The following is a 12,693-nucleotide window of genomic DNA, read 5'->3' on the forward strand; positions in this document are numbered from 1 at the left end:
GCCGAACCCACGTATGGCGCATGCTGGTGTGCGGCGGCGAACGACGATGCCGGCGGGCGTACGGGTCTACGCTGCTCGATACCGTTCGGTGGAATCCTGAGGAGGGCGGCGTCATGGCCCAGGCCCCGAGGACGCTCCAGCCGTCCGCGTCGGAGCGTCACTTCTTCGGTGCCGAGCTGCGGCGCCTACGGGAACAGGCGAATCTCTCCCAGGCGCGGCTGGGAGCGAAGATCCGCTTTAGCGCCGATCTGGTCCGGCGGGTGGAGACAGCGGACCGGTTCCCGTCCCGCCAGTTCGTCGAGGCCTGCGACACGGCACTGGCCGCAGGCGGAGCTCTACTGCGGCTACTGCCGTTACTCGAGACGAAACGGGGCCTCGAACGAAACATAAGGCCTGCCTCCTCACCTGCCGGTCCGGTCAGTCCGGTGATCCCGCCGCAGGCGGCTCCGCCCGGGTCCACCGAGCCCGGTGACCTGGTCAGGCGGGTTCCCTTACAACCGGGAGTACTTGACCGGGCCGCACTGGACTGGCTGAACGCCGACCGTGGCCCCAGCTGCCCCACGCCGGGTCGACCGGTCGCCGCGAGCCGCGTCTCGGAGGACGATCTCGCATCGGCGGAGACCGCGCTCACCGTGTTCCGGCAGTTGGATCACACCCACGGTGCCGGCCGGGTCCACGCCCAGGTGCAGCGGTACATCGAAAATGAGCTCAACCGGCTGCTCGCGGCCACGCCCGCGTCCGAGTCGATCGGTAGACGCCTGCACACGCTCGCGGCGGGCTTCTTCGAGCTCTGCGGCTACCAGGCTGTGGACACGGGCGCGCACGGACTGGCCCAGCGTCGTTACCTGCGCGCCCTACGGCTGTCGCAGGCAGCAGACGACCGGAGCTACGGCGGGTATCTGCTCGCCGTCAACATCGGCCACCTGGCGCTCCACTGCAATCATCCCGAGGCCGGGCTTCGGATGGCCGTCACCGCGCTCACGGGGTGCGAGGAACAGGCGACCCCGGCGCTACGCGCCGCACTGCATGCCGTGGTGGCCCGCGCGCACGCCCGCCTCGGGCATGAAGCCGACTCGGTAGCCCATCTCTCCGTCGCGGAGAAGCAGCTCGCCCGTAGCCAGCCGGAGGACGAACCGGAGTGGATCCGTTACTTCACCCCGGCCTACCTCGCCGACGAGCTGGCCCACTGCTTTCACGACCTCGGCCGGCCGCAGCAGACACAGCATCATCTGGGCGACGCGCTCACCTCGCTGAGTCCCTCGCACGTCCGCCGGCTCGCCATCGACACCGCGCTTCTGGCCTCGTCCCTGGCCGCCGCCGGGCGTATCGACGAAGCGTGTGCGACCGGGCGGGAGGCCGTCGATCACGCGGCCAGGACGGCCTCGCACCGGTGCGTGCAGCGCATCGTCGATGTCCAGGTCGATCTCGATCCCTACCGCGGCGAGCCGGAGGTCCGCGAGTTCGGCGACTACGTGCGGCATCAGCTGCCAGCGGCAGCGGTGTAGCACCCCGGATCCCCGCCGGCCTCGCCCATCCACGACCGGTAGTGGGCCAGCTCAGCCTCCAATGCCGCCCCAGCATGTCCGGAGGTGGCCACGTAGTGACCGACGCCGTCGAGCAACAGCAGCTCGTGTGGCAGGCCGCGGCGGGTCAACTGCGCGGCGAGGTCCCGCGCGTCGTCGACGGCGGCAACGGCGTCGACGGTGCCGTGGACGAGCAGCACCGGCCGGCGGATCGCATCGGCGTGGACCCGGCCCGCGCCGCCCCGCAGGCGCAGGGCATGGGCGCGCTGGAATCTGGGCACGGTGGTCGCCCACCGGTCGGGATCCACGATCGCCGAGATGGCCGTGGCGGCGGCGAACGGCCCGTCCTGCGTCGCCGCGTGGAGGGCCGTGTACCCGCCGGCGCTAGCACCGCGGATGAAGACCCCACCCGGCACCGCTCGCCCCGTTACCAGCAGGTGCTCGGCCACTGCCCGGCAGTCGTCGACGTCATCGACACCCCACCGGCCGTACAGCGACTCGCGGAACGCCCGCCCGTAGCCGGTGCTGCCGAGGTAGTCGACATCCACGACGGCGAACCCACGGCTGGTGAAGAACTGCGCCTGCCAGTCCAGGCGCAGCAGGCAGGAGGCGGTCGGGCCGGGGTGCGCACGGACGATCACGGGCGCCCGCCACCCCGGCCCCGCGCCTGTCGGCGGATACACCAGGGCCAGGACCTCGCGGTCGTCCGCGACCCGCACCCGCAGCTCCGTCGGCGTCGAGACCGCGCGTCCGGCAAGGCGGGTGTGTTCCGACCGGGCCAGCACCTCCAGGCGGGGACCGTCAGCAGTCAGGTGCGCCAACGCGACCTGCGGCGCCGCCGTCGGTGACGAGGCGATCAGCGCGACTGCCGTCCCGTGCGCCGCCACGTAGGGCTTGATCGACGTGTACGGAAGCTCGACCGACGTCGCAGCGCCGGACGGGTCGACGAGGAGCAGGCGGTGTCGCGGCCCCTGCTGCACCGCCATCACGATCCGTCCGTCGTCGAGGAAGTCATACGACGCGTAGCCCAGTTCCCAGGGCTCCGCCACGCATTCACCCGCAACGGGGACGACGGCCTGGGCCTCCTGTCCGTTCCACCGGAAGAGGTTCCACCAGCCACTGCGGTCCGACATGAAGTAGAGCGCGCCGTCGGGACCCCACCGTGGCTCCACCGCCGACTCGTCTGCCCCGCCCGCGACCCGCACGGGATCCCCGATGCCTCCGCCAGACTCGTAGGGCGCCACCCACAACTCGCAGGCATCCCACGGCATGTCCCGCTCGCTCCACCACGACCATGCCAGGAAGGCCGGACCCGGTCGGGGCGCGCCGAAGAAGCCCGCCGACTCGGCGAGAACCCTCACCTGCAGCGGCCCCGTGAGCGCCACCGCCACCAACTCGTCACCCTGCTCGGACTCCCGCACGGCCAGCAACTCGCCCGCACCGACGACCAGGTCTCCCATTACCCCTGGACTGATCAGTTCCAGCTCGTCACCTCCGCGGCGACGCCGGTACAGACCGCCCTCGCCGACACACCACAGGTTACCGTCGACGACGGCGAAGGAGCCACCGCCGTACGCGTGCACCGCGCTGCCGATGTGGAAGTTCGCGGGACCCGCGTCCCGCGTTCCTTCGCCGGGCCGCCACCGCATCAGGGTTGCGGCTCCGCCGGCATCGGGGCGCGTCTCCAACCAATAGAGCGAACCGTCGAAGATTCGAAGCTGGTCATAACTAACGGATGCCCGCACCGCGTCCGCCGCCGAAATGGGAGCATCGGCGGCCTCCGCCCTCACGCGCGCCTCCTCGCGCAGCCCGGCGTCAAGCAGGCAGGACAGCAGACGAGGAGCCCTCTCGGGTGCCACACTCGGCGCGCCGGCAGCCGGGGTGGAGGCGGGCTCGGCCTCGGGGACTCGCGGGGGTGGGCAGCCACAACGCCGACTCTACGCCCGCCGCCATGCACTCCCTTGGGCGTCCCGGTCCCCTGCTCCTCCAGCAGCCCTTTACTCGGCGGCACCGATGCCGGACGCGGACAGCACTTTCTGTCCGCATTCCCGCTATCGACTGGTTCCCCGAATCCGAGCGACCCTTTTTGCAACAGCCGCATTGATGTGTGACGGCCACCGCTTGGCAAATCTCGATCCGGTGAATGCGAATTCGAAGCTTGAAGGAGTGGGAAGTGCAACGACAGGAAAGGCTGGAGCATTACGGATATCGGCAGGAGCTGGCCCGGGGGCTGAGGTTTCGGGATCTGGTGGCGTACGGGTTGGTGTACATGGTGCCGATCGCGCCGATGGCGATCTTCGGGAGTGTGTACGCGGGGTCGGGTGGGATGGTGGCGTTGGCGTACGTGGTGGGTGTGGTGGCGTTGATGTTCACCGCGTTCTCGTACGCGCAGATGGTGCGGGCGTTTCCGATGTCGGGGAGCGTCTACAACTACGCGGGGCGTGGGATCGGTGCGCCGGTGGGGTTCCTGGCGGGTTGGGTGATCCTGCTGGACTACGTGCTGGTGCCGGGCCTGTTGTATCTGGTGGCGTCGGTGGCGATGCACGCGAGTGTGCCGTCGGTGCCGGTGTGGTGTTGGCTGCTGGGCTTCGTGGTGGTGAACACGGTGGTCAACTCGGTCGGGATCCGGATGACAGCGTTGGTCACGCGGGTCATGCTCGTCGGTGAGCTGCTGGTGTTGGCGGTGTTCCTGGTCGTCGCTGCCGGTGCCCTCGCCGCGGGCAAGGGCCGGTTGAGCTGGGGGGCGTTCTACGACTCCGACACGTTCGGCTGGTCGGTGGTGGCCGGGGCGGTGTCGATCGCGGTGTTGTCGTTCCTCGGGTTCGACGGCATCTCCATGCTCGCCGAGGAGAGCAGGGGCGGGCCCCGGCAGGTCGGGCGGGCAATGGCGGCGGTCCTGATCCTGGCGGGGGTGTTGTTCGTCGGGCAGACGTGGCTGGCGGCGATGCTCGTCGCCGACCCGGGCCGGCTGCTGGCCGACGGTGATCCGGCGGGGACGGCGTTCTACGACGTGGCGCGGGTCGCGGGCGGGGGTTGGTTGGCGACGGTGTGCGCGGTGGCGACGGCGGTCGCGTGGGGGTTGCCGAACTCGATGGTCGCCCAGGTCGCGACCAGCCGGCTGCTCTACGCCATGGCGCGGGACCGTCAGTTGCCGGGGTTCCTGGCGCGGGTGTCGCCCCGGCGGGGTGTGCCGGTCAACGCGACCCTGCTCACCGGTGTGGTGTCCCTGGTGCTGGGCCTGTACATGGCGGGTCGGGCGGACGGGGTGACGGTGTTGTCGTCGCTGGTCAACTTCGGGGCGATGGTGGCGTTCCTGGTGCTGCACGTGTCGGTGGTGGTGCACCACCTCGTCCGTCGGCGTAGCCGTAACTGGTGGGCGCACCTGGTCATGCCGGTGCTGGGGTTCACAGTCCTGGCCTACGTGGTGGTGCACGCGAACATTGCCGCCCAGCGGGCCGGGTTGGCGTGGCTCGCGGTGGGGCTGGTGGTCCTCGCCTGCCTGTACGCCACCGGCCGGCGTCCCGTGCTGTCCGGCCTGGTGCCGGCCCGCCCGGCCGGCCGTGACCTGGAGCGGGTGTGACCGGCATGGACCGGATCGTGTACCGGCCGGGCCCGGGGGAACTGGCGCACACCTTCGGCGCGCGTCTGCCCGTCGCCCACGTCCGCTGCGGGGACGTGCTGGAGGTGTTCACGCAGGACTGCTTCGGCGGGCTGGTGCGGGGTCCGGCGGACCTGCCGTCGCGGGTGTGCCGCATGCCGTACCTGAACCCGGTGTCCGGGCCGTTCTTCGTCGAGGACGCCGAGCCCGGCGATACCCTCGCCGTGCACATCGCCGCGATCAGCCCCGCCACGGACTGGGGGGTGTCGACGACGTTCCCGCACTTCGGGGCGCTGACCTCGACCTCCCGCACCGCCACCCTGCAACCTCCGCTGCCCGAACGGGTGTGGGTGTACGGGATCGACCAGCAGGCCCGCACCGTACGGTTCCAGGCCACGAGCAGCGACCACACGGTGGATCTCCCGCTGGATCCGATGATCGGCACGATCGGCGTCGCACCCGCAGGGTTCGAGGCCCGCTCCACACTCGTGCCCGACTCCCACGGCGGGAACCTCGACACCCCGCAGCTACGCGCCGGCGTCACCCTCTTCCTCGGGGTCAACGTGCACGGGGCGATGCTCGCCCTCGGCGACGGACACGCCCGCCAGGGCGAAGGCGAGGCCTGCGGCGCCGCCGTGGAGATCGCCACCGTCACCACCCTCATCGTCGAGGTCGTCAAAGGCGTGACGACACCCTGGCCGCGGCTGGAGACCGACACCTCGCTCATGTCGATCGGCTGCGCCCGCCCCCTGGAGGACGCCTACCGCATCGCCCACCACGACCTCGTCGGCTGGACCAGCACCCTGACCGGCCTGGACACCCTCGACGCCTACCAACTCGTGTCCCAGGCCGGGCGCGCACCCGTCGGCAACGTCTGCGACCCCAACTACACGATCCTCGCCGCCGTCGACAAAGCCCTGCTCCCCGCACCGTCCGACGCCTACCAGGACGCGCACCGCCGGCTACGGCGGCTCGCCGCCGAAACACGGTAGGAGCCGACCGTGACCACGATCCCCCACCTGCCGCTGCGCGACGAGCTGTTCATGCTCGCCCACGACGACGACACCGGCCGCCTGCACGTACACCGCCGGGCCCTCGCCCTCGGCCTCGCCGGCGCCGTCCTGATCGACCTGCACCTCGCCGCACGGGTCATCGTCGACCCACCCGACCCCACCAGCGCTGTGCCCGGCCAACGGCTGCGCCTGCGCACCGACCGGCCCGTCGGCGACCTCATCGCCGACGCCGCCATCGCCTCACTGCACCCCACCCGCACCGCCCCGCCCCTGCGGACCTGGCTGCGGCACTTCGCCGTCGACCTCTACGACCGCACCCGCGCCGGACTCGTCACCACCGGAATCCTGCGCCCACACCGCCAACGACGCCTCGCCGGCATCACCCACCGCCACACCTACCTACCCACCCACAGCAAATGGTCCGTCGTCCCCCGCGCCCGACTCTGCTACCTCGCCCAAGGCCGCGAACAACCCAACGACCACACCGCCGCACTCGCCGGCCTCGTCGCCGTCCTCGGCCTGACCACCCACCTGTACCTCGACAACGACCCGACCACCCTGACCACACGCCTCACCACCATCGCCAACCAACACCACCGAGCCGTACGGGACATCACCGCCGCGGTCGACGCCAGCATCGGCGACCTCGCCACCGCCGCCTACCGCTGACCCGCTCTCCCGGCGTCCCCGAGGGAGCGGCGGTACATCGTCGTCCCGCACCGCCGCCACGTCACCGACTGCCGAGCCTCTCTGCCTGCTGGCAGGACCACGACGCGTCACCACCAGCGACCCGCGCCCTCGCGCGCACCACGCCACCGACCCAGCATTCCGATCAGCGCCAAGGAGCCGGTCTCGTGACACCGCCCGCCGCCTATCCAGCCGACCTCCGCGCATCCTGGGCCGACGTCACACCCCACCTGCGCCGCGCCACCGACCACTTCTCGTCCCTCCTGGCTGACCGACGGATGAGGCTGCTGCCCGAACGTGATGCACAACTGTTCCTGGCCACCGTCGGTCACCTGATCGCCGGGGGTGACAACCACGCGGGGCGCACCGCTCTGCTCGCCGCGTTCGCCCCCACCTACCGGTACCTGGGCCTGCAGCCCTACCACCACCAGATGCTCGTTGACGCCCTCACCGCCACCGTCGCCCGCCACGCGCCCACCGCCTGGACGTCCACGATCGCCGATCAGTGGCGCCGTCACGGCCACCACGTCCTCAACCTCACCCACCGCGCCGCCCACCGCCTCACCACCACACTCCCGTGGACCCCTGCCCAGATCATCGGCCGCGACCCGGCAACCGATACCACCACGGTGCTCACTCTGCGTCCCCGCCGCCGCCTGCAGTACGAACCCGGCCAGGCCCTCCCCGTCACCACGCCCCACCGACCTGGCACCTGGAGGTGGTACTCCCCGGCCAATGCACCCCGCCCTGACGGCACCATCGAGCTCCACGTCCGCGCCGTCCCCGACGGACCCGTCTCGCCCTGTCTCACCCACCATGCCGCCGTCGGGGAATACGTGTGGCTCGGCCCGCCCTACCACGCCGGACTGACCCTCGACCCCGACCACCACGGTGACCTTCTCCTCGCCGCTGGCGGCACCGGCCTGGCGCCCCTACGCGCCATCGTCGAACACCTCACCATCACCGGCGCCGCCAACGGCCGGCAGCGGCGGGTCACCCTCATCGTCGGTGCCCGCACGCTCGAAGACCTCTACGACAGCATCACCCTCGACACCCTCCAGACCGCGTATCCGGAGTGGCTGACCATCAGGCCCACCTTCACCGACGACCCCCTCGTCGACCCGGCCGCCCAGGGTGACGTGCTCACCGCCGTCCTCGACCACTACCGGCCCGGCCACCACGTCCACGTCGCCGGCCCACCCGCACTCATCGACCACGCCCGCCACCGCCTCCCCCTCGCCGGCATCCCCACCGACCACCTCCACCTCGCCGAAACCTTCACCCGCCCCACTGCACCCGCCGTAGAACCAGCAGGCGGCACCAGGTTCTCCCGACGGCAGGACACCATCACGCGCCGCAAGGCGACCCCGCTGCGGTGACACCGCGTCCACCTCCTCGCGGCCGCCCAGCCCCGAGGCCTTCCGGCCACGCCTCCGCCGCCCCTCGACGCGCTCGGGCTGCGCTTCCCCTGCGGGATGTCCAACCCGGCACCGGATGACCGGTCTCTCCAGGCGAACGAGCCGACGTCGGCAGCCGCCGCCCACCCACCCTGACCCAGGAGCCCACCCTTGCTTTCCCACCCCCGGCGTCTCCACCACGCAGTCCTCCGGTCCGCATCGGCCTGCGCGCCGTCCGCCGCTCCCGGCCGGCTGTCGCGCGTCGACCGGCGTACCCGCTGATGACGCCGATGCCGACGCTGCGCGGCTACCAGCGGGAGGCCGTTGACGCGGTGGTCGCGGCGCTGGCGGACGGCGGCCGTGGTCAGGTACGGGCGGCCTGCGGCAGCGGGAAGTCGATCGTGGCTGTGCACGCGGCGGTCCGGCTGTGTCCCTCAGGGCTGGTGGTGGTGGCCGTGCCGTCGCTGACCCTGCTGGCCCAGACGTTGAGCGTGTGGGTCCGGGCGGGTGCTGCCGTCCGGGTGCTGGCGGTGTGCGGCGACGGCGGCGTCGCCGACGAAGCGGTGCGGGTGGTGGACCTGACCTGCCCGGTGACCACCGACGCGGCGCAGATCGCCGGGTGGGCGAGGCAGCACGATGCGGCGTCGGGGTTGAGTCTGGTGCTGGTCACGCACCGGTCGGCGGACACCGTGGGCAGGGGCCTGAACGCCGCCGGGGTGGCCGCCGACCTGCTGATCGTGGACGAGGCGCACCACACGGCCGGTTGGGCGGGCAAGCACGGTGCGCTGGTGCACCGTGACGAGCATCTGCCGGCGCGGCGGCGGCTGTACATGTCGGCCACGCCCCGGCTGCTGCCGGCCAGGCTCCGCACCGGCGGCGACGGTGACGACGTGCTGTCGATGGATGAGACGTCGGTGTTCGGGCCCGTCTGCTACGCGTACTCGTTCGGGCAGGCCATCAGTGACGGCTGGCTGGACGACTACCGGGTCCTCGCCATCGGGGTCACGTCCGCGCAGGCGTTGGAGATGCTGCGCGATCTGGACCCGGCCGCGGTGGTCGATGCGCGGGCCGCGCCGTTGCGGACGGTGGTGGTGCAGACCGCCCTGGTCCGGGCTGCGGCGGAGTTCGGTCTTCGGCGGGTGTTGGTGTTCACGCCGCGGGTGCAGGCCAGCCGGGAGTTCGCCCGCACACTGCCGGCCGCCGTGCAGTCGCTGCCTGCCGGCGAACGGCCGAAGGGCCGGCTGACGGTGGGACACGTCGACGGCACCCAGAGCATCACCCAGCGGCGCCTGCACCTGCGACGGCTGGCCGAGCCGCCCGAGGACGGGTGGACGGTGCTGTCCAACGCGCGGTGCCTGGGCGAGGGCGTGGACGTGCCCGCCGTGGACGCGATCGTGCTCACCGCACCGAAGGAGTCCCCCGTGGACGTCGTCCAGGTGGTGGGGCGGGCGGTGCGCCGCAATCCGGCCGGTTCCGGCATCGCCACCATCCTGCTTCCGGTGCTGCTTCCCGACGACTCCGCCGACATGACCTCCGACCTGGCCGGGACCATGACCCGCTGGGCGACCCTGCTGCAGACGCTACGGGCGTTGCGGGCCCACGACGGCGCTCTGGCGGCCGACCTCGACCTCCAACGCGCCCGCACCGGCACCGGGGCCGCGGAGCTGCCGCCGCGGCTGCTGGTCCGCCTGCCCGACGGATACGCGTCCGAGCAGTTGCTGCGGCACCTGACGGTGCGGGTGCTGGAGGAGACCACCCCCGACTGGATGGTCGGCTACGGCGCCCTGCGCGACTTCCACGCCGACCACGGCCACACCCGGGTCCCGACCGGTCACCTCCGGCATGGTGTCCGCCTCGACCGGTGGGTCTTCCGGCAGCGCGCCGACCACAAGGCCGGCCGCCTGGCCCAGGACCGCGTCGACTACCTCAACGCGCTCGGCTTCCACTGGGAACCCCGGGAAGGAATCTGGGCCCGAGGGCTCACCTACGCGCGACGATTCCACGCCGAACACGGACACCTGCACGTCCCCCACGGCCACGTCCTCGACGGGTTCGACCTCTACACCTGGCTGTGGCAGCAACGCGCGGCCCGCCGCGCCGGCACCCTGCCCGCCGACCGGGTCGCCGACCTCGACGCCCTGGGCATCGACTGGAGCATCCGGGCAGCCCACCACGACGGGTACGCCGCCGCCCGCCGGTTCCACGCCGACCACGGCCACCTCGACGTTCCCTTCGGCCACACCGTCAACGGCATCGACCTCTACCGCTGGCTCTCCGCCCGACGCGTCGACTACCAGAAGGGAGCCCTCAGCGCCGAGCGGGTCCGCGCCCTGGAAGCACTGGGCATCCACTGGTCCATCCGCGAGGCCGCCTGGCAGCGCAACCTCGCAGCGGCCACCGCCTACTACCAGCGCGAGGGCCACCTGCACCCCCGCAAAGGCCACCGCGAAGGCGACATCAACCTGTCTAGTTGGCTCAAGAAGCAGCGCGCGGCCCGCCGCGCCGGCACCCTGACCCCCAACCAGGCCGCCGCGCTCGGTGCCATCGGGATGCAGTGGGAGACCCCCTCCGGCTGGGCCCGCACCCGCCAGGTCACCGCCCGCCGCCGGACAAGCACCCCGGACCCGGCCCCAACAAGCCCCACGCCTGCCCACCAGAACACCCCACCCACGGAGCAACCATGATCCCCATCGCGTTGTTCAACTTCGAAGCCGGCGGCCTCCGCCACGGCCAACGCAACCTACGCCCCCTCGTGGACGCCTTCCACAACGTGCAAGCCCCGCCCGCACTGATCCTGCTCTGCGAGGCCAAGACCTGGCACGAGAACGGCCAACGCCCCCTGCACCACGCCGCAGAACTGCTCGCCGACCGGTTCGACCGCCCCTACGTCGGCGTGCTCGGCCACGACCCAAACGGCCCCATGCCACCCGCCATCCTCTACGACCCGACGCTGCTGACCCTGCGGTCCTGGCCCGCCCCCGCCGACCCGCACGTCTTCGCCGACAAGCGCAACATCGCCGTCTTCGCGATCCGCGACACCGGCGAACCCGGCACCCCCGACAGCCGCACCACCTTCGCCGCAGCCGTCACCCACTGGGACCCCCATTGCGGCATCCGCCGCCGCCAACAGGCCGCCCTGCTCGACCGCTACGGCACCACCGACATGCCCGTCATCGTCGGAGGCGACCTCAACAGCACCGCCTCCGGCCCCCACCTCCCCCAACGCGACTGGACAGCCGCCGGCCACCGCGCCCGCGCCCAGAAAGCACGCCGACACCCCGACGGCACCTGGACCGCCGACACCGACGCCGTCGACCACCTCATCGGACGCTGGGACCCCGAAACCCACCACCGCACCGACGGATGCGGCTTCCACGCCCTCGCCGAACTCGCCCGGACCGCCAACCCCCACATACCTCTGCTCCCCACCGTCAACAACGGCATCGACGCCGGCGGCGGCCTGCTCATCGACTGGCTCCTCGCCAACGACGCCATGCGCCCCCACGTCGACCCTGGCAGCTACCGCGTCCACGTCCCGGCACGGCAGCCCTACCCCTCCGACCACCGGCTCGTCACCGCCACCCTGGTCTTCGACACCCCACCACCGACACCATGTCACCACCCCCACGACCGACTCCCCTCATCCGGCAGCAACCGGGAGCCGGCCCCCGCCCATGCGCTCCCCGCCACTGAACCGATATCCGCGCGGGTCGGCCGGCGACGCTCGCCGCACGCGCAGCCGGTTGCGTCAGGCGTCGGCGAGATGTTTCCCCAGAATGACACCTACCACCCCCACCTTTCCCACATTGAGGAATATGGCTAGACACCACCAGGACAAGCTGATAAGAGAAAGGTGAATTAGCCATATTCGCGCGATTGATTCCGATTACATCCTCGCGGGAGCAGGCGTTGAGTCGCACACGGTGTGCGACCGGGAATGGAGAAACGGCGGCACGATGATCCACATGTTCCACATAGTGATTAATCAGACCACTCCCAATTTCCCTTAACACTCCTCCGCCGAATGCTGCCGAAGGACCCTCCACGCAACCCCTCGAACCCGCCGTCGTTGGTACAGGGGAAGCCCCAGGGAGGAAGACTTTGTCGCGGCTTGACGGATACCCCAACCACCCTTCGATCGAAGTCCAGAGAGCATTGACGTGATCTCAACAAGAATTCGGTAGGTATCGGTGTTCGTAGTGGGTGAGGTGGAGGGCGGCACGGACGATGTCGCCGAGGCTGCGTGGGCTGGCGGTGCTGTGGCGTAGCGTGCGCCAGCGGCCGGTCAGGATGGCGAAGCCGCGTTCTCCGAGGCACCGCATCGATCGAAGGACGGCGTTGTAGGCGCGGTTGTCGACCGCGAGGCGACGGCCGTCGGCGGGTTGCTTGTACGGGGTGTGGATGCCCTGGCCGGCGCCTTCGTAGCCGGAGTCGGCCAGGGTGGGTAGATGCAGTTCGGAGGCTGCCCAGTACAG

Annotated in this window: 9 protein-coding genes; 7 read left to right on the top strand and 2 right to left on the bottom strand. The window is 71.2% G+C overall.

Annotated features, from left to right (window positions below; translation table 11 throughout):
- The first annotated feature begins 113 nt into the window (after positions 1–113).
- Positions 114–1,505, top strand: a complete 1,392-nt coding sequence (locus GA0070558_RS30495) for a helix-turn-helix domain-containing protein (RefSeq protein WP_091286328.1) — start codon at positions 114–116, stop codon at positions 1,503–1,505.
- On the opposite strand, the gene GA0070558_RS34730 is transcribed toward GA0070558_RS30495, so the two are convergent.
- Positions 1,481–3,313: a S9 family peptidase gene (locus tag GA0070558_RS34730; RefSeq protein WP_256092219.1), complete on the bottom strand. Its 1,833-nt coding sequence runs from the start codon at positions 3,311–3,313 to the stop codon at positions 1,481–1,483. The two genes, GA0070558_RS30495 and GA0070558_RS34730, sit on opposite strands and share 25 nt — an antisense overlap.
- Positions 3,314–3,666: 353 nt before the next feature.
- Here GA0070558_RS34730 and GA0070558_RS30505 point away from each other — a divergent pair, with 353 nt between their 5' ends.
- From GA0070558_RS30505 to GA0070558_RS30530, 6 genes are all read left to right on the top strand, one after another.
- On the top strand, positions 3,667–5,103 hold the full coding sequence (locus GA0070558_RS30505) for an APC family permease (protein WP_091286332.1): 1,437 nt from the start codon (positions 3,667–3,669) through the stop codon (positions 5,101–5,103).
- Entirely contained in the window at positions 5,100–6,113 is a 1,014-nt protein-coding gene (locus GA0070558_RS30510; RefSeq protein ID WP_091286337.1) for an acetamidase/formamidase family protein, read from the top strand. The genes GA0070558_RS30505 and GA0070558_RS30510 overlap by 4 nt, the downstream gene beginning before the upstream one ends.
- 51 nt (positions 6,114–6,164) lie before the next feature.
- Entirely contained in the window at positions 6,165–6,803 is a 639-nt protein-coding gene (locus GA0070558_RS30515) for a GOLPH3/VPS74 family protein (protein ID WP_091286352.1), read from the top strand.
- Between the two features lie 185 nt (positions 6,804–6,988).
- The gene (locus tag GA0070558_RS30520; RefSeq protein ID WP_091286340.1) at positions 6,989–8,200 is read left to right on the top strand and encodes an FAD-binding oxidoreductase; all 1,212 of its coding nucleotides are present in this window, start codon (positions 6,989–6,991) and stop codon (positions 8,198–8,200) included.
- Between the two features lie 299 nt (positions 8,201–8,499).
- On the top strand, positions 8,500–10,902 hold the full coding sequence (locus GA0070558_RS30525; protein ID WP_091286343.1) for a DEAD/DEAH box helicase: 2,403 nt from the start codon (positions 8,500–8,502) through the stop codon (positions 10,900–10,902).
- The gene (locus GA0070558_RS30530; RefSeq protein WP_091286345.1) at positions 10,899–12,041 is read left to right on the top strand and encodes an endonuclease/exonuclease/phosphatase family protein; all 1,143 of its coding nucleotides are present in this window, start codon (positions 10,899–10,901) and stop codon (positions 12,039–12,041) included. The genes GA0070558_RS30525 and GA0070558_RS30530 overlap by 4 nt, the downstream gene beginning before the upstream one ends.
- A 343-nt stretch (positions 12,042–12,384) precedes the next feature.
- Here GA0070558_RS30530 and GA0070558_RS30535 read toward each other — a convergent pair.
- Positions 12,385–12,693 (bottom strand): transposase family protein (locus GA0070558_RS30535; RefSeq protein WP_141722378.1); only part of this gene is annotated, 309 nt, incomplete at its 5' end.

This window comes from Micromonospora haikouensis, from assembly GCF_900091595.1.
Lineage (GTDB): Bacteria > Actinomycetota > Actinomycetes > Mycobacteriales > Micromonosporaceae > Micromonospora > Micromonospora haikouensis.

What these genes read in the sequence shown, in the direction of transcription:
- GA0070558_RS30505 (WP_091286332.1), top strand. Translation starts at nt 3,667, where the DNA reads ATGCGAATTCGAAGCTTGAAGGAGTGGGAAGTGCAACGACAGGAAAGG.
- GA0070558_RS30525 (WP_091286343.1), top strand. Translation starts at nt 8,500, where the DNA reads ATGACGCCGATGCCGACGCTGCGCGGCTACCAGCGGGAGGCCGTTGAC.
- GA0070558_RS30515 (WP_091286352.1), top strand. Translation starts at nt 6,165, where the DNA reads ATGCTCGCCCACGACGACGACACCGGCCGCCTGCACGTACACCGCCGG.
- GA0070558_RS30495 (WP_091286328.1), top strand. Translation starts at nt 114, where the DNA reads ATGGCCCAGGCCCCGAGGACGCTCCAGCCGTCCGCGTCGGAGCGTCAC.
- GA0070558_RS30530 (WP_091286345.1), top strand. Translation starts at nt 10,899, where the DNA reads ATGATCCCCATCGCGTTGTTCAACTTCGAAGCCGGCGGCCTCCGCCAC.